Source organism: Ureibacillus sp. FSL K6-8385, from assembly GCF_038593155.1.
In the GTDB taxonomy this organism is placed as follows: Bacteria; Bacillota; Bacilli; order Bacillales_A; family Planococcaceae; genus Ureibacillus; species Ureibacillus terrenus.
In genome coordinates this window covers 500673-516070 of record NZ_CP151968.1, presented here as the reverse complement: position 1 = coordinate 516070, position 15398 = coordinate 500673, and the positions used below count along the sequence as shown (strand labels likewise).

At 45.2% G+C, this 15398-nt stretch carries 17 protein-coding genes; 2 read left to right on the top strand and 15 right to left on the bottom strand.

From position 1 onward, the window contains the following. Window positions 1-184: 184 nt before the first annotated feature. From prfB to NST62_RS02430, 4 genes are all read right to left on the bottom strand, one after another. Window positions 185-1298 (bottom strand): peptide chain release factor 2 gene (prfB, locus tag NST62_RS02445; RefSeq protein ID WP_141601719.1). Its coding sequence is split into 2 segments (ribosomal slippage): window positions 185-1225 and window positions 1227-1298, totalling 1113 coding nucleotides; the frame shifts between segments, so codons are not numbered across the junction. A 115-nt stretch (window positions 1299-1413) separates the two neighbouring features. Beyond that, window positions 1414-3921 (bottom strand): preprotein translocase subunit SecA, encoded by a 2508-nt coding sequence (gene secA / locus NST62_RS02440; RefSeq protein WP_342463275.1) that lies wholly within the window; start codon window positions 3919-3921, stop codon window positions 1414-1416. 516 nt (window positions 3922-4437) lie between these two features. Then, the gene (thiD, locus tag NST62_RS02435; protein WP_141601722.1) at window positions 4438-5268 is read right to left on the bottom strand and encodes a bifunctional hydroxymethylpyrimidine kinase/phosphomethylpyrimidine kinase; all 831 of its coding nucleotides are present in this window, start codon (window positions 5266-5268) and stop codon (window positions 4438-4440) included. A 212-nt stretch (window positions 5269-5480) separates the two neighbouring features. Next, window positions 5481-5867, bottom strand: coding sequence for a hypothetical protein (locus tag NST62_RS02430; protein WP_342463109.1), 387 nt, complete (start codon window positions 5865-5867; stop codon window positions 5481-5483). A gap of 369 nt (window positions 5868-6236) precedes the next feature. Between NST62_RS02430 and NST62_RS02425 the strand changes: the two genes are divergently transcribed. Continuing rightward, window positions 6237-7166, top strand: a complete 930-nt coding sequence (locus tag NST62_RS02425; RefSeq protein WP_342463108.1) for a DMT family transporter — start codon at window positions 6237-6239, stop codon at window positions 7164-7166. A gap of 346 nt (window positions 7167-7512) precedes the next feature. On the opposite strand, the gene raiA is transcribed toward NST62_RS02425, so the two are convergent. The 6 genes from raiA to flaG all read right to left on the bottom strand — a co-directional run bounded on the left by raiA (window position 7513) and on the right by flaG (window position 11545). Continuing rightward, the gene (gene raiA, locus NST62_RS02420) at window positions 7513-8064 is read right to left on the bottom strand and encodes a ribosome-associated translation inhibitor RaiA (RefSeq protein WP_141601724.1); all 552 of its coding nucleotides are present in this window, start codon (window positions 8062-8064) and stop codon (window positions 7513-7515) included. A 116-nt stretch (window positions 8065-8180) separates the two neighbouring features. After that, window positions 8181-8576: a PilZ domain-containing protein gene (locus tag NST62_RS02415; protein WP_141601725.1), complete on the bottom strand. Its 396-nt coding sequence runs from the start codon at window positions 8574-8576 to the stop codon at window positions 8181-8183. Between the two features lie 213 nt (window positions 8577-8789). Then, complete coding sequence (gene fliS / locus NST62_RS02410; RefSeq protein ID WP_141601726.1) at window positions 8790-9194, bottom strand: flagellar export chaperone FliS; 405 nt, start codon at window positions 9192-9194, stop codon at window positions 8790-8792. A gap of 55 nt (window positions 9195-9249) precedes the next feature. Continuing rightward, window positions 9250-9609: a DUF2478 domain-containing protein gene (locus NST62_RS02405; RefSeq protein WP_141601727.1), complete on the bottom strand. Its 360-nt coding sequence runs from the start codon at window positions 9607-9609 to the stop codon at window positions 9250-9252. 16 nt (window positions 9610-9625) lie between these two features. After that, complete coding sequence (locus NST62_RS02400) at window positions 9626-11179, bottom strand: flagellar hook-associated protein 2 (protein ID WP_141601728.1); 1554 nt, start codon at window positions 11177-11179, stop codon at window positions 9626-9628. Window positions 11180-11200: 21 nt separating this feature from the next. After that, entirely contained in the window at window positions 11201-11545 is a 345-nt protein-coding gene (gene flaG, locus NST62_RS02395; RefSeq protein ID WP_141601729.1) for a flagellar protein FlaG, read from the bottom strand. 288 nt (window positions 11546-11833) lie between these two features. On the opposite strand from flaG, the gene NST62_RS02390 reads away from it, so the two are divergent. Further along, entirely contained in the window at window positions 11834-12109 is a 276-nt protein-coding gene (locus NST62_RS02390) for a helix-turn-helix domain-containing protein (RefSeq protein ID WP_141601730.1), read from the top strand. A 5-nt stretch (window positions 12110-12114) separates the two neighbouring features. Here NST62_RS02390 and NST62_RS02385 read toward each other — a convergent pair whose 3' ends face one another. The 5 genes from NST62_RS02385 to flgL all read right to left on the bottom strand — a co-directional run bounded on the left by NST62_RS02385 (window position 12115) and on the right by flgL (window position 15383). Next, window positions 12115-12957, bottom strand: coding sequence for a flagellin (locus tag NST62_RS02385; RefSeq protein ID WP_342463107.1), 843 nt, complete (start codon window positions 12955-12957; stop codon window positions 12115-12117). 232 nt (window positions 12958-13189) lie between these two features. Continuing rightward, a complete protein-coding gene (csrA, locus tag NST62_RS02380) occupies window positions 13190-13405 on the bottom strand; it encodes a carbon storage regulator CsrA (protein WP_141601732.1) in 216 nt (71 codons plus the stop codon). Window positions 13406-13409: 4 nt separating this feature from the next. Beyond that, a complete protein-coding gene (gene fliW / locus NST62_RS02375; protein WP_246045826.1) occupies window positions 13410-13850 on the bottom strand; it encodes a flagellar assembly protein FliW in 441 nt (146 codons plus the stop codon). A 19-nt stretch (window positions 13851-13869) separates the two neighbouring features. Beyond that, on the bottom strand, window positions 13870-14424 hold the full coding sequence (locus NST62_RS02370; protein ID WP_141601733.1) for a DUF6470 family protein: 555 nt from the start codon (window positions 14422-14424) through the stop codon (window positions 13870-13872). A gap of 65 nt (window positions 14425-14489) precedes the next feature. Further along, window positions 14490-15383, bottom strand: a complete 894-nt coding sequence (flgL, locus tag NST62_RS02365; RefSeq protein WP_141601734.1) for a flagellar hook-associated protein FlgL — start codon at window positions 15381-15383, stop codon at window positions 14490-14492. Window positions 15384-15398: the final 15 nt, after the last annotated feature.

Sequence of the window (15398 nt, the reverse complement as noted above, 5' to 3'; positions counted from 1 at the left end):
GTGCTGAGACGGCTTCTTTTCGGCTGTCGCATGCCCGCAGATGAAGTGCGGCGGAGATAGCCGAACCTTCTCCGGATGCCGCAGGAACAACGATGCAAAATCGAAACTTGCCCATTTATTATTAAAAAAAAAAGCGTCCGGAAAGCCTGAAACTTTCCGGACACCCTTTTCAATTTCCCGACCATTATTGATTTTTTGATGCGATTTGAGAGCGCAAATACGCATTGATGAATTGGTCGATGTCTCCGTCCATGACCGCCTGCACATTGCCGGTTTCCACATTTGTCCGGTGGTCTTTTACCATGGAGTATGGATGGAACACGTAAGAACGGATTTGGGAGCCCCATCCGATTTCCTTTTGCTCTCCGCGAAGCGCCGCAAGTTCCGCTTCCTGCTTTTCGATCTCCAATTGATACAATTTCGCTTTCAGCATGTTCATCGCTTTTTCGCGGTTTTTGATTTGCGAACGCTCCGCCTGGCAGGAAACCACAATGCCTGTCGGGATGTGGGTGATGCGGACCGCGGAATCCGTCGTGTTGACGTGCTGTCCGCCCGCGCCAGTGGAACGGTATGTGTCGATTTTCAAATCTTCCGGACGGATTTCGATTTCGATTTCATTATTGAATTCAGGCATCACTTCGCAGGACACGAAAGATGTATGACGGCGGCCGTTTGCATCGAAAGGCGAAATGCGCACGAGGCGATGCACCCCTTTTTCCGCCTTCAGGTAGCCGTAAGCGTTATGCCCTTTGATGAGCAAAGTCACCGATTTGATGCCCGCTTCATCCCCCGGGAGATAATCAAGGGTTTCCACTTTGAAGCCGTGTTTTTCCGCCCAGCGCGTATACATGCGGAGAAGCATGGAAGCCCAGTCCTGGGATTCGGTGCCTCCCGCGCCGGGATGAAGCTCCAAAATGGCATTGTTTTTATCGTAAGGTTCGCTTAATAGAAGCTGCAGCTCAAAATTTTCCAATCTTTCTTCAAACTCTTTCAATTCCTTGGCAAGCTCGGCCTGAAGTTCTTCGTCCGGCTCTTCTTTCAACAATTCAAGGGTCATTTCCAAGTTTTCCTGAGTCGAAGTCAATTCGTTGATTTCATTGACAATCGCTTTTAATCCATTGACTTCATTGATGACAGACTGGGCTTTGTTTTGATCGTCCCAGAAATCGGGAGCCATCATGATCTCTTCCAGCTCCCGGATGCGCGCCTCTTTGTTTTCTAAGTCAAAGAGACCCCCTGAAATCCGCCAATTTCTTGGCTGTAGTTTCCAACGCGTTTCTTACTTCCGATAATTCCATAAAGTTTCCTCCATCTTAAATTAGATTTGACAGAACAAAACCGCGCCATCAAAAGATGACGACGGTTTAGGATAATCGAAATGTATTTGGGCAAAGGGTGCGAAATCAAGAAATATTACGATACCGCACCATGGCAGTTTTTGTATTTTTTGCCGCTGCCGCAAGGGCATGGGTCGTTTCTTCCGATGTTTTGTTTTTTGCGGAATGGCTGGCGTTTCGGCTTTTCGCCTTCCTCTTTCGGATTCACCGCCTGTCCTTTCGCCACTTCTTCCCGCTCCAGATTGCTGCGGATTTGGGCTTTCATGGCATATCGAGTAACATCTTCGCGGATGGCGGCAATCATTTCCTCGAACATCGCGAAACCTTCTTGTTCATATTCGCGCAATGGGTCTGTTTGTCCATATGCGCGTAGATGGATTCCTTGGCGCAATTGGTCCATTGCGTCGATATGATCGATCCATTTCGTATCGATGGAGCGGAGCAAGATGACTTTTTCGAACTCGCGCATGCGCTCCGGCGTCATTTCCTGCTCCCTTTCATCATAGCGTTCCATCGTTTTATTGAAGATGAACTCGATCATTTCTTCCGGCGATTTATCTTGAAGATCTTGGGCCGTAATCTCGCCTTCATCGAGAAGGTTGGCTTTGATGTAATCTTCCATCGCCTTGAAGTTCCAGTCTTCTTTATTTCCTGCAGTATGCGCATTCACCATGTTTTCGATGGATTCGCGGATCATGTTTTCCACGACTTCGCGCATGTTTTCCGTTTCCAACACCGCGTTCCGTTCGCGGTAAATCACTTCGCGTTGTTGGCGCAACACTTCATCGTACTGCAACAAGCGTTTCCGGGCATCGAAGTTGTTGCCTTCCACGCGTTTTTGGGCAGATTCCACCGCTTTCGATACCATTTTGGATTGGATCGGCTGGGAATCGTCCATGCCCAATTTCGTCATCATGGCTTTCATGCTGTCGGATCCGAAACGGCGCATCAATTCATCTTCAAGGGACAAGTAGAATTGGGATTCGCCCGGATCCCCCTGGCGTCCGGAACGTCCCCGCAACTGGTTGTCGATGCGGCGGGATTCGTGGCGTTCCGTACCGATGACCGCAAGGCCGCCAAGCTCTTTGACCCCTTCGCCGAGCTTGATGTCCGTACCGCGGCCGGCCATGTTCGTCGCAATCGTTACGGCGCCTTTTTGTCCGGCCTGTGCGATGATTTCCGCTTCCCGTTCATGGTTTTTCGCATTCAATACGTTATGCGGAATTTTCCGTTTCTTCAACATTTCCGAAATGATTTCGGATGTTTCGATGGCCACTGTACCGACCAGCACCGGCTGTCCTTTTTTATGGCGGCGTTCGATATCATCGACAACCGCTTCAAATTTTCCTTTCATCGTCGCATAAATGAGGTCCGGTCTATCGATGCGGATGACCGGTTTGTTTGTCGGGATGACCACCACATTCATATTGTAAATATTTCGGAATTCCTCTTCTTCCGTTTTTGCCGTACCGGTCATGCCGGCCAATTTTTTATACATGCGGAAGTAGTTTTGGAATGTGATCGTTGCCATCGTCATGGATTCGTTTTGGATTTCCACGCGTTCTTTCGCTTCGATGGCCTGATGGAGACCGTCGGAATAACGGCGTCCTTTCATCAAACGGCCGGTGAAGCTGTCAACGATGATAACTTCCCCGTCCTGCACCACATAGTCCACATCGCGGTGCATCGCCACGTGGGCTTTCAAGGATTGGTTGATGGCATGAAGCAGGCGCACATGGGACAAATCGTACAAGTTGTCGATGCCGAACGCTTTTTCCGCTTTTGTCATACCGCTTTCCGTAAGGGTCACGGCTTTCGTCGTTTCATCGTAAGTGTAATCTTCATCCGCTTTCAATGTACGGACGAACGCATCCGCCTGAACATAAAGTTTTGGAGAACGTCCGGATTGGCCGGAAATGATCAACGGCGTTCTGGCTTCATCGATCAAAATGGAGTCCACTTCGTCGATGATGGCAAAGTTCAACGGACGTTGCACTTTATCTTCTTTATAAAGCACCATGTTGTCGCGCAAATAGTCGAATCCAAGCTCGTTGTTTGTGCTGTATGTAATGTCCGCTGCATAAGCCTGACGTTTTTCTTCTTTGGACAAGCTGTTTAAGTTCAATCCGACCGTCAAACCTAAAAATTCATAGAGTTTGCCCATTTCAGTGGCGTCCCGTTTGGCCAAATATTCATTGACTGTCACGACATGGACGCCTTCGCCTGGAAGGGCATTCAAATAGACGGCCATGGTGGAAGTCAATGTTTTCCCTTCGCCGGTTTTCATTTCGGCGATGTTGCCGTCATGAAGAACGGCGGCCCCCATCACTTGCACACGGTATGGATACATGCCGAGCACTCTCCGGGAAGCTTCGCGGCAGACAGCGAAAGCTTCAGGCAACAAGTCGTCCAAACTTTCGCCGTTATGATAACGTTCTTTGAATTCATCCGTTTTGTTCCGGAGTTCTTCATCCGTCAATTTTTCCATTTGCGGAGCCAATGCATCCACTTCATCCGCGATTTTGTTTAACCGTTTTAGTTCTTTTTTGTTCGGATCGAATATTTTATTTAAAATGTTAGCCATTGACATTCTTCACTTCCCATTCAGTCTTAACTTTTATTTTATCATTGCAGGAATTCCGGCGCAAATAAGCGCACCATTTGTTTCGCGAATCATTCCCGACGGGCGCTGGATGATTCCGAAATTGGGCACGCCATTATGCCGGCCATATTTCATTATAGAGCAAAAAGGCCGAAAGAGAATAATTAATATATGAAAGAATTCGGAATTTACCATGTTTATTATTGCGCAAAATGATGAAATAGACAATAAATAGGAACGTTGAAAATCTATGGAATTTCAAGGGGAAAGGATTGCCGGTGCCGGGAATCTTTTTATGGTTTCATGGGCAAAGTTGAACCGTAAAACGGCTTGGAGGTGGAATGTAAAAGCGGTTTTGATCTTCCCGGGCATCATAATGCGATGGATGCGGAGGGCGATGATGAAATGCTGTGCATAAAGGGGAATCAGGCATGGATGAAAAAGATGAGGGGAAGGCAGCCGAATGCCGGACATCCGGCAACCGCCGCCTTTTTCAAATCACGCTTCGAGTTCTTCAACCGTTACTTCATCTTCGCCATATAATTTATAGGCGCGATGATCGATCATGCCAGGGGCAAATTCGAAAGGAATGAAACGTTTAATGCCCGCTGTCACGAATTGCTTAGCGCTCAATACGGCTTCTTCGATCGGCTTTCCTTTTGCCAATTCCGCCGTGATTGCTGCAGAATAGGAGCAGCCGGCACCATTCGTATGAATTGTATCGATACGAGGTGCTTCCAATTTCAACATTTTATTCCCATCGTACAAAATGTCAACTGCCGGGCCTTGGAGCCGGCCGCCTTTGACCAAAACATATTTTGGACCAAGCTGCAATAAGTCTCTTGCCGCGTCCTGCAAATCCTCAAGCGACTGGATTTCCCGGCCGCCAAGCAAATAAGAGGCTTCCGGCATGTTTGGCGTAATGATGGTCGCTTGTGGAATCAATTTCGTTTTGAGCGTTTCCATCGCATCAAAATCGAGGAGTGGCGAACCGAATTTCCCGAACATCACCGGATCGACGACGATGTTTTGGATGGAAGTGGTCTGCAGCCAATTCGCCACAAGCTCGATGATTTCCTTTGAAAACAGCATGCCTGTTTTCAATGCATCTATATCATCTTGTTCATTGATGATAAGCAGCTGCGCTTCAATGGCGTCCAAAGGTTGGATGAATAATCCCTGTTCTTTGCTTGGATGTTTGGCGTTGATGGCAGTGATGGCCGTAAACCCGTATACCCCAAGCTCCTGGAACGTTTTCAAATCCGCCTGGATCCCGGCGCCACTGCGGGCCGCGGCCCCTGCTACTGAACATGCTTTCGCTAGTGTCATGACTCTACTCCCTTTATCTTGCAAATTAAAGCTTTATATTTAATTTTACCTTTCATTCTGGCTTAATGGAAATATTCAGAACAGGCGAATTTCAACAGGTCAGATTTCAGAATGAGGCTTGGAAATGGAAAATTTGTGGAGATAAGGTTCCAGCTGGGGCATTTTGAAATCAAGCTTGGGCACTTAGAAACCAAGCTTGGGTACTTAAGTTTTTATCTTGGGCGGATGGGATTCGGCTTGGGCAGATAGCGGTCAGCTTGGGCGCATACAAGATCCACTTGGGCATTTATGTTGCCAGCTTGGGCAGATAGAATTTCCCCTTGGGCAGATGAAGCAACAACTTGGGCAGATAAAGTTACGGTTTGGGCACATATGAAATTCACTTGGGCAGATAAAAATCCCACTTGGGCGCATACGAAATCCACTTGGGCAGATAAGAATCCCGCTTGGGCGCATACGAAATTACCTTGGGCAGATAAGTATCCCGCTTGGGCGCATACGAAATTACCTTGGGCAGATAAGTATCCCGCTTGGGCGCATACGAAATCCACTTGGGCAGATGCATATCCCACTCGGGCATTAAAGACTCTCTTGGGCACTTATATTCCCAATTCGGGCATTCAGTATTCTCCCTGGGACAGATACATAACCAACTAAGATATTTAATAATCTCTTGCGCGCTTCCAATCCTATCCCATGCATTTCCCCATCATATCCCCATACCACTCCTGCCCACCCGGGAACCTTCCGCAAACTTCCTCCATATACTAATGAACAAACCTGAAAAACGTTGTTCGGACCATTCTCAGCAATTTGCGCTTGCAAACCATTTACCGGGAACCGGTCTACTCTCACCATCCGCCGAAATGAAATCACAAGTCTTAACAACTTCCTTAATCTGCGCCATTTCCATATTTCACATCTCAAAACAAACCGTCCCATTACTTTTCACGGAAGAAGGTTATCCATTGACAGAAAATAAATATCCCCTCGTTTCCTATATTCTGCTGGCGTTGTTGATTATCATTTGGGGTGTGAGTTGGCCGATTTATAAGCATGGGGTCCAATTTATGCCGCCGCTCCTTTTCGCCGGAATCCGTTCCTTTATCGCGGGCACCCTATTATTTCTCTTCGCGTGGAAATTGCGGCATCACATCCGGTTCAAAAAGCATTGGAAGCTATATGTCATTTCGGCCATTTTGAACAACGTCCTCTATCTTGGGCTGCAGACGGTCGGGATGATATATTTGCCGGGAGGGCTGTTTTCGGTTCTTGTCTACATCCAGCCCGTGATTCTGGGCATCTTGTCCTGGTGGTTTTTGAATGAAGAAATGACCATTGCGAAAATATTCGGGCTGGTGCTCGGGTTTATCGGCATCGTGTTCGTCAGCATCGACGGGCTGATGATCCACCTCTCCGCCATCGGGGTGTTCCTGGCCCTCGCCACGGCGATCGCCTGGGCCGGCGGGGTCGTGTTCGTCAAAAAATTAAAAAATCAGGTCGATTTTTATTGGATGGTCGTAATGCAGCTGTTGCTTGGCGGAGGAACGCTGCTCGTCTCCGGGTATTTCGTTGAAGGCGTGCAAACCATCGTCTGGAATGCGGACCTGATCGGCACCATCGCTTGGGGCGGAACGGCTGGCATGGCCGCGGGGCAAGTGATTTATTTTAAATTGATGAATGAAGGGGAGGCAAGCAAAGTCGGCGCCTGTACCTTTTTGGTGCCGATTATCTCGGTGGCGGTCAGCGCGATCTTTCTGGATGAAGCGGTCACAAGGAATTTGTTTATCGGCATGATGTTGGTCGGCACGAGCATTTATTTGGTGAACCGCCATAAAGAAAGCTCTGACAAGGAAATCGTTGGACCCTCAGGCCACCGGCTGCCAAAAAAGGAATAAACCCGGCAACCCCGGAACGTCTCCAAACCAATGAACAATCGAATTCATCCGGATCAATCATGATATCCGAATCCGGAAATCGGCGTTCTCGACAATGCGGCTGGGAACGTCTGCACTTCTATTTACATCAACCATGAAAACGTGCGCCAACAAGCTAATACGGACACAATCTTCCGTTCCAACGAAGCCGTTTACCCGATTCCATCCGGAAAAAAGACGTTTTTTCCACCTCATGACAACCGTCCTATCATGGCCGATTGGTCAACCGTCCAAAAACCGCATATAAATAAAAAAGCTCCCTGCTGCATCAGCAGAGAGCCAAAGGTTTCGATTTGCAACCCCTTACTCAGCTTGTTTCAATTAAGCCGTATTTGCCGTCTTTCCGTCTATAGACAATATTTGTGCTGTTTGTTTCGGCATCTGTGTAAATATAGAAGTCATGTCCGAGCAAGTTCATTTGGAGGATGGCCTCGTCTTCGTCCATAGGTTTCAAATCGAATTGTTTTGTACGGACAATTTCGAATTCTTCTTCCTTGCCGTTTTCATTGTTGTTTGGCACTGTATTTGCAAAGTACACACCGACACCTTCACGTTCACGAAGTTTGCGGTTGACTTTTGTTTTATGTTTACGGATTTGGCGTTCCAATTTATCGACAATCAAGTCAATCGCTGCATACATATCATCATGACGTTCTTCAGCACGGAGAGTCAAGTTTTTCAATGGAATCGTTACTTCCACTTTTGTCTTTTTGTCATTGTACACTTTCAAGTTTACGTTTGCTGTTGCGTTAACTCCTTGGTTGAAATATTTTTCAATTTTTTGAACTTTGTTTTCCACATAGTCCCGAAGAGCCGGAGTTACCTCAATGTTTTCACCGCGAATGTTAAAGTTTAGCATAGTGAACTCCTCCTTTACTTACCCTATGGTAACTATATTCTACATAAGTTTGTAAAATCCTTCTACAATCTATGTAATGATTTAATGAATTCGACAAATTTTCAAAATTGTCAAAATTATATATATTTTTCTGCAAAAACTTCTTTTCTCCGCCGGCTTTTCATTTCACGGATAATCAATTCTTCTATCCCCGGCTGATTTGCAAAATGCAGCCCAAAATGGATGCCGGGTTCCAAATTTTTGATCCAGCGGACTTGCCCGATGGCCCGGATTTTCGTAATATCGAGCACAAAATGCATTTCCAGCTGCAGCATGCCGATGGAATGTTTAAACACATCGTATACATCCAAATCGGTGAACACTTTCATGCCGCGGGGGCTGATATCGACAATTTTGCAGGAATGCAGCCCATGATCAATCCGCCGGCCATTCATCAGCACGGAAAATTGGGCATCCAGCGGCGGATTGAAAACAAACCGAAACCCCTCTTTGCGTTTATATTTCTTTTTCATAGATCCAATTCCTCCAAAACGCCCATACACTAGCTCGTCTTATTCTTTATATCGATTATACAAGGCAAATGTCCACAAAAAAAACATTTTTTCACAACTTCTTCATAATTAAAAACACCTTGCATCCAAAATCAAGGATGCAAGGTGAATGAAGAGGGTAGACATGTATAGCAGGAGAGAAAACAAGGGAAATACACAAATAAATATCAATTATTACACTTGTTGCACGTTTTGGTATTGCTGGCTGCGGTTGATCCGGATGACTTCTTTCCAAGTATCGCGGAACTCCGTCACAAGCCCGATCACTTCATCCACAATGCCAGCATCATTTTTCATGTTCGCCTCAATCAGACGGCGGTTCATGTATTCATATAATGAATACATCTGCTTGGAAATCTCATAATCCATATTGAGGGTGACCATGAGCTCGGTAATGATATTTTGCGCTTTTTGGAGGTTTTTATTTTTTTCTTCGTAATCTTTTTCGTCGATGGCTTTCTTCGCCACGTTTAAAAATTTGATGCAGCCGTTGTACAGCATCAGGGTGAGCTCGCCGGGCGAAGCGGTGTTGATGCTGTTCTGTTTGTAGGCGTTGTACGCTGTGTTGGCTAAAGTCATAAGGGACACTCCTTTTTTCATAGTAGAGGCAAGCAATCAATTCGTCCATTGAACATCAGCTTTTTCTGTCGTAATACTTGCCGTCCATCACTTGAACGCTTGCGTAAGGGTTGATGTACCGCTTTTCATGTTTTTTTGTTTTTTGAAGATTTTTCATGTCCAGCTTGATCGCTTCCATAACCTGTTCCAACCGCTGTTTGATGCCTTCATCCAACTTTTTGAGCAAGACGTGGTCCTTATTATGGGAATCCAATTGGATGTTGTTTTGGACAAGCGATTCGATAAGCCGTCCACGTTCATTCAACAATCGGTCAACATCTTGTAGGAATGCGTCCCGCTGTTCCCCATGCGGAACCGATTCAAGCACTTGATAGAGCTTCGCGGAAACTTGAAGCAATTGTTGCTGTGTGTCCATTTGTTATGAACCCCAATCAATAATTAAAATATTGCCCCAACAACATGCTGGATTGGCTGTTGGCTTCGTTGATCATCTTTTCCATTCGGGTGAATTGATTCCAATATCGTGTTTCAATGGTGATCAATTTATTTTTCCATTCTTCAATACGCTTATTGATATCGCGCAAATAACTTCCCAACGTGTATTGGGTTTCGTTCATCGAAGCTCTGCCGGCACGTTTTTCGATCTTCAGCTCAATTTTGTTAATCTCATCGCGGATTTTCCGCAAATAGCCCCGGGTATCGGCCGCTTTCGTTTCACCATTGACCGTGACAGTGGCGTTCTTATCTCCGGTCATTGTTAATAATTGCGCTACCGCCTCCGGATCTTCTTCCAATGCCTTGCGCAATTTGTCTTCGTCGATTTCCAATGTACCGCCGGAGAGATAATTTTTCGATGTCATAATGCCAATGCTGAATAAAGTATTGTATTTCGGATTGGACACGGCAGGATTCGATTCGTAAATCAATGAACGGAGGGAAGCCAATCCTTCCCGGATAATGTCATCGTTACGCAATAAACCGCTTTTCGCCTTTTGTTCCCATAATTCAATTTCTTTGTCTTCCATCTCTTCTCTTTGCAAGGAAGTCAAAGGCGGATAACCGCGATATTTTTGCTCGGTGATTTTGGAGTTCAAATCTTTGATCAATTCATTGTAGGTTTTAACAAAGTCTTTAATCCGGTTGATGATTTCATCGACATTCGTTGAAGAAGAAATGGAGACTTCCGTATTGAATGTTTCTTTTAAAGTGAGGGTATAACCGGCAATACTGAATGTATTCGTTGAACGTTCCGTTTCAATGCCGTTGACCGTAAATATGGCATTCGTTCCTCTTTGGGTCACAATATCATTTGGATTATCAAAATTGAAAGCTGCGAACAAATCCGATCCGGAATCAATGACGATTTCGCTATCTCCATCTGTCACCCTGCCGGTATGGTTAGCTGTAATGGACAGCTTCCCGTTTTCAAAGATGGCAGTAACACCCGCGTTGCTGCTGTTGAGCTTTTTCACGAAATCATTGATGGTCATGTCGCTCGAATATTCAATTTTGACAGCTTCCGCCGCCAAAGTGCCGTCTTTTTGAATCGCCCGAATTTCAATATATTGCTGGCCGCCTGGAGGCAGCGCCACGCCGGAAGCGGCGAAAAGCTCTGCGATTGTGCTCGTTCCCGTAACGCCATCGACTTTGTTGCTGATGGCGCGGGCAGCTTTTGCCAATTGGGATACATTTTCAATCGTCAATGTCCCGCTGGCGGCATTCGTGGCAACAGCAGACACATATTGCTCATTGGAGGAAGTTGCCGTTTTGGTATTTAAACTTTTCAGAAAAAAATTATCTGCCAAATATGTATCAAAAGTCGTCAGTTTTGTATTGATTTCCCGGTAGGCGTCCCGCTGCCATTCATAAATTTGCTTTTTCTGCTCCAATTTATCCAACGGCGCCCGTTCAGCTACCATCAATTTTTCGACGATGCTGTCAATATCCATGCCGGAAGCCAGTCCGCCGATTCTCATTGTAGACATGATCCAACCACTCCAATGCAATTAAATTTTTTCATCGACAAGGATACCCATCAATTTTTGCATTTCATAGTAAGCATCCAGAAATTTTTTCGGAGGGATTTCCCTCACGACCTCCTGCGTGTCCACATCGATCAACTGGACATAATACTCCCCAAGTTCTTCGTGGTATACAAATTTTAATTGTCTATAATCGATTTTTATAAACTCATTGATGGAATCAATGGCGTTCCGGATTTGCTCCTCTGAAATTTTGATTGGTGCATTCGCATCGAACGCCTCGTTTTCCACGTTGTTTTTAGACGCTTGTGAATCAGTTGAATTGAATGAAAACATTTTGTCGATTGCACCTTTAAAATCAACGCGCATATGTATTCCTCCAAAATATGATTCCTAATAGTTTTATCGGACGGAGACGGAAATAGTTTAGAGGAATGAAGCGCTGGATGAATTATTTTTCCGAAAAAACGGATTCGGATTTCAATAAAAGACGGTATAACAGGAATATATGTTCTGTTTTTTGAGGAAACATTCAACATCGAATTTAGCATTGGGAAGAGAAAAGACGGGCACGGCGCGATTCTGAGGTTCACCAGAGTGGAGAGGACGTTTCAGTTTCTCGATCTGATTTCTCCTTGTGTACAGGATTGCGGCAGCATGAAATATAAAGGGGATTGGAATTGGCGCTTCGAAAGAGAAAAAGAAATATATCGGCAGCAGTTTCCCGATTATGAATTGCTGACGTCCAGTTCAGATAGACACAAAAACTATTCGCCTCAGGAAACCGAAATCCTTATGGCATTATATAAAGAAGGAAAAACGTATCGGGAAATTGCGGAAGAGTTGGGAAGGTCATACTGGTCGGTGGCATATAAGCTCGCCGAAATGAGAAAGGAAAAGAGACTCCGGCAAGGCCAGAGTCTCTTGTTTTAGAAATATTAGCGCAACAATTGAAGAACGCCCTGAGGCATTTGGTTGGATTGGGCCAACATTGCCTGAGCCGCCTGAGCCAAGATGGAAGCTTTTGTTTGTTCCATCATTTCTTTCGCCATGTCTACATCACGGATACGAGATTCTGCAGCTGTTAAGTTTTCAGCGGCGTTGTCCAAGTTAGCAATTGTATGCTCTAAACGGTTTTGAGTAGCACCTAATAGAGAACGTCCTGCAGAAACTTCTTTAATTTGGTCGTTGATTGTTTCAATTAAAGCAGTTGCAGTTGCGCTATCTGCTACATCAGTAGCACCTAATCCACCAACTGCTGATTCAATATCAGTAAGATTGATTCCGGCAGTTGTAAAATCAACAGTCATAGTTTGGCCATTATTTGCTCCAACTTGGAATGTAACTGTACCAGAATTTCCAGCTGTTCCATCTAAAAGGTTTTGTTCGTTGAACTGAGTTGTTTCTTTAATTCTTGTAATTTCTTTTCCTAATTCTGTTAATTCTTGACCGATTGCTTCACGGTCTACATCAACGTTTGTATCGTTTGCAGCTTGCACTGCCAACTCGCGCATACGTTGAAGGATGGAATGTACTTCGTTTAAAGCACCTTCAGCAGTTTGAATCATAGAAATGCCATCTTGTGCGTTTTTAGAAGCCATTTGTAAACCGCGAATTTGGCCGCGCATTTTTTCGGAAATGGAAAGACCTGCAGCATCGTCTCCGGCACGGTTGATGCGAAGGCCGGAAGATAATTTTTCCATTGATTTGGATTGGGCATTCACTGCCGCGCTTAATTGACGATGTGTGTTAAGAGCTGCGATATTGTGGTTGATTCTCATTTGAAATTCCTCCTTGAATATTGTTTTTGTCCACTTCCTTGTGAACGTTTTTGATTATGTATTCCTAAATTCCTATGCAGAAGAGAAACAAGCCGGCCGGAATTTGTTTCCCTTGCTTACACCATTAATATCGGTGAACATTCAAAATGTTTAAGCCCTTTTTTAAAAAATTTCTCATTTCTCATTTAAAAATTAAAACCGCTCAGCAACTTTTGTCGCCGAGCGGGGTGGTTCATTTCAAATTCTTTTTTAACACATCCAAACTTTTCACGACGGCTTCCGTATTGGATTCCAGGACTGCCTGCCTCAATTCCCCGCGAACGATGTCCACATGTTTCGGGGCCCGGATGCCGATCTTTACTTGATCACCTTTCACTTCCGTAATGACAATTTCGATATCGTCTCCAATCCAAATCGTTTCGCCCGGTTTTCTTGTCAGTACCAGCATATGCTCACCCCTTCTCACTTTGCAGATCCAGTTTGTGGCGGATGGCATATGCCTCATCATTCAAGATGACTTGCTTCGCTTTTTTGTTCCGCGTATTCACGACAAGCGGCGCCCTCAAATTGGCCGTTGATTCGGCCAATGTGTCTTTCAATGTCACAATCACAAATACGGCCACTTCCTCTTCGCTCCGGATGTCCAGCGCATGAACCGTTGCCTCGTCGATTTCAAAGTCATAGTTTTCCTTAATGATATACGGGCTCGTGATGATAAAGGCCAAGTCTTTTGTTTTCACTGATTGAAGGATTTGAAAGGCGCCGTTTTCCCCGAGGGGAAGCTGAATGAATTGCTTTTCCCCTTCAAATCCCGGAATGCCGTGTTCAAAATTCAAAATCATCGTCGGATCGATGGTCATTTCACCCATATACGCTGTTTGAATGTTCATCATTTAACGACTCCTTACTGGTTTATACAAGCCAATCAATTCTTACTGATGGATAGTATACCATGCCGATGTTGACTTTTCCCGGTATATACTCATGAACCGGTTTATTGATTTTGGTATTGTTGATCACTTTTTGCGGTTCGATACGGATATCCACTTTGGCAGGCTCATAATGGATTTTCAAACTGCCGGGCTGCGGAATAAATTTGATATTTAAACTTGTATATGGCTGCCAATCTCTTAATTTTGCCTGTTCCGCAATAGGATTCCCGCCGTCTTCGATACGCATTAATTGCTGTCCTTCCTGCGCCCTTCTTGCAATGCCTTCCAAAACATCTTGCCTTCCCTGCCAGGCCATTTCCGCAATTCGTGACCGTGCGTTTTGATAACCCATACTTTCCCTTGCTTCATAAGCATCGATGAATAATTCGGACGGCGTTGTTTCAATGGTCATCTTTGCTTTCGGTTGTTGGAGATCGAGTTCGGCTTTTGGCTGCACGATTGTTTGGACCGGTTTCGTCGTGGTAATGCCAATCAGCGCATCGGTTGTCTCGATTCGGATTTTTGGGATATTCATCAAATTCCCCCTTGAAAGAAAGCGTTTGGATGGTCTCCAAACGCTTCGTAATGTTCATTGATAAATTATCTCATGAAATCCACCAAAGTCGGCTGGATGATGCGGGAGCCCACCGAAAGTGCGGCGCGGTGAATGGATTCCTGGGTAATTAAATCCGTAATGGATTTTTCATAATCAATATCTTCATTTTCGGACATTTGTTTTGTAGCAATGATTTCCTGGGATTGCAATCGATCATCCATCAGTTCAATGCGGTTTTGGCGTGCGCCGACATCCGCCCGGGTTGACAATAGTTCATCCATTACGCTGTCGATATCATTCAAATATGAAGATAATTCATCCGCGCTCTTAAAATCGATTGTCGCATCAATATCCGCAAACATGGAATCGATTTTTTTGAACAACTCAATCGGAGTTGTATTGATTTGGATGCTGATACCGTTGAAAACTTCGATTTCAATCGGTTTAGTGAATGCCGCTTTTTCGTCATCAGCCGCTGTATCAATGGAAAATTGGCCGTTCTCAAAAGGCGGAGTCGTTGTTTTGGTTCCGCTGAATATGTATCGATTTCCGATTTTCGTATTGGCCAAATTCTGAATATGTTCCCGCAATTGTTGCAGCTCGCTGTTGATTTGCAGACGTTCTTCCGGTGTCACCGTGTCAGTAGATGCCTGGACCATCAATTCCCTCGCGCGCTGCAGAGCCGAACCGATCTTGTCCAGCGCATCATCGGTTGTATTCAGCCAGTTGTAAGCTTCACCGATGTTGCGGGAATATTGTTGGACTTTGTTTAATTCGGCGCGATACCCGATCCCTTTCATGACAATGACCGGGTCATCGGAAGGACGGTTCACTTTTTTTCCCGTTGTGATCTGGTCCTGATATTTCCCCAATTTCGAGTAACTTGCAGAAAGATTTTTCAACAAATTATTAGAAAGCATTGACTGTGTCACGCGCATGGCGGTCACCTCCTA

Excerpts from the sequence above, each read along its gene's own strand:
- secA (WP_342463275.1), bottom strand. The coding sequence starts at position 3,921 with ATGGCTAACATTTTAAATAAAATATTCGATCCGAACAAAAAAGAACTA.
- thiD (WP_141601722.1), bottom strand. The coding sequence starts at position 5,268 with ATGACACTAGCGAAAGCATGTTCAGTAGCAGGGGCCGCGGCCCGCAGT.
- raiA (WP_141601724.1), bottom strand. The coding sequence starts at position 8,064 with ATGCTAAACTTTAACATTCGCGGTGAAAACATTGAGGTAACTCCGGCT.
- NST62_RS02415 (WP_141601725.1), bottom strand. The coding sequence starts at position 8,576 with ATGAAAAAGAAATATAAACGCAAAGAGGGGTTTCGGTTTGTTTTCAAT.
- fliS (WP_141601726.1), bottom strand. The coding sequence starts at position 9,194 with ATGACTTTAGCCAACACAGCGTACAACGCCTACAAACAGAACAGCATC.
- NST62_RS02405 (WP_141601727.1), bottom strand. The coding sequence starts at position 9,609 with ATGGACACACAGCAACAATTGCTTCAAGTTTCCGCGAAGCTCTATCAA.
- NST62_RS02400 (WP_141601728.1), bottom strand. The coding sequence starts at position 11,179 with ATGTCTACAATGAGAATCGGCGGACTGGCTTCCGGCATGGATATTGAC.
- flaG (WP_141601729.1), bottom strand. The coding sequence starts at position 11,545 with ATGCGCGTTGATTTTAAAGGTGCAATCGACAAAATGTTTTCATTCAAT.
- NST62_RS02390 (WP_141601730.1), top strand. The coding sequence starts at position 11,834 with ATGAAATATAAAGGGGATTGGAATTGGCGCTTCGAAAGAGAAAAAGAA.
- NST62_RS02385 (WP_342463107.1), bottom strand. The coding sequence starts at position 12,957 with ATGAGAATCAACCACAATATCGCAGCTCTTAACACACATCGTCAATTA.
- csrA (WP_141601732.1), bottom strand. The coding sequence starts at position 13,405 with ATGCTGGTACTGACAAGAAAACCGGGCGAAACGATTTGGATTGGAGAC.
- fliW (WP_246045826.1), bottom strand. The coding sequence starts at position 13,850 with ATGATGAACATTCAAACAGCGTATATGGGTGAAATGACCATCGATCCG.
- NST62_RS02370 (WP_141601733.1), bottom strand. The coding sequence starts at position 14,424 with ATGAATATCCCAAAAATCCGAATCGAGACAACCGATGCGCTGATTGGC.
- flgL (WP_141601734.1), bottom strand. The coding sequence starts at position 15,383 with ATGCGCGTGACACAGTCAATGCTTTCTAATAATTTGTTGAAAAATCTT.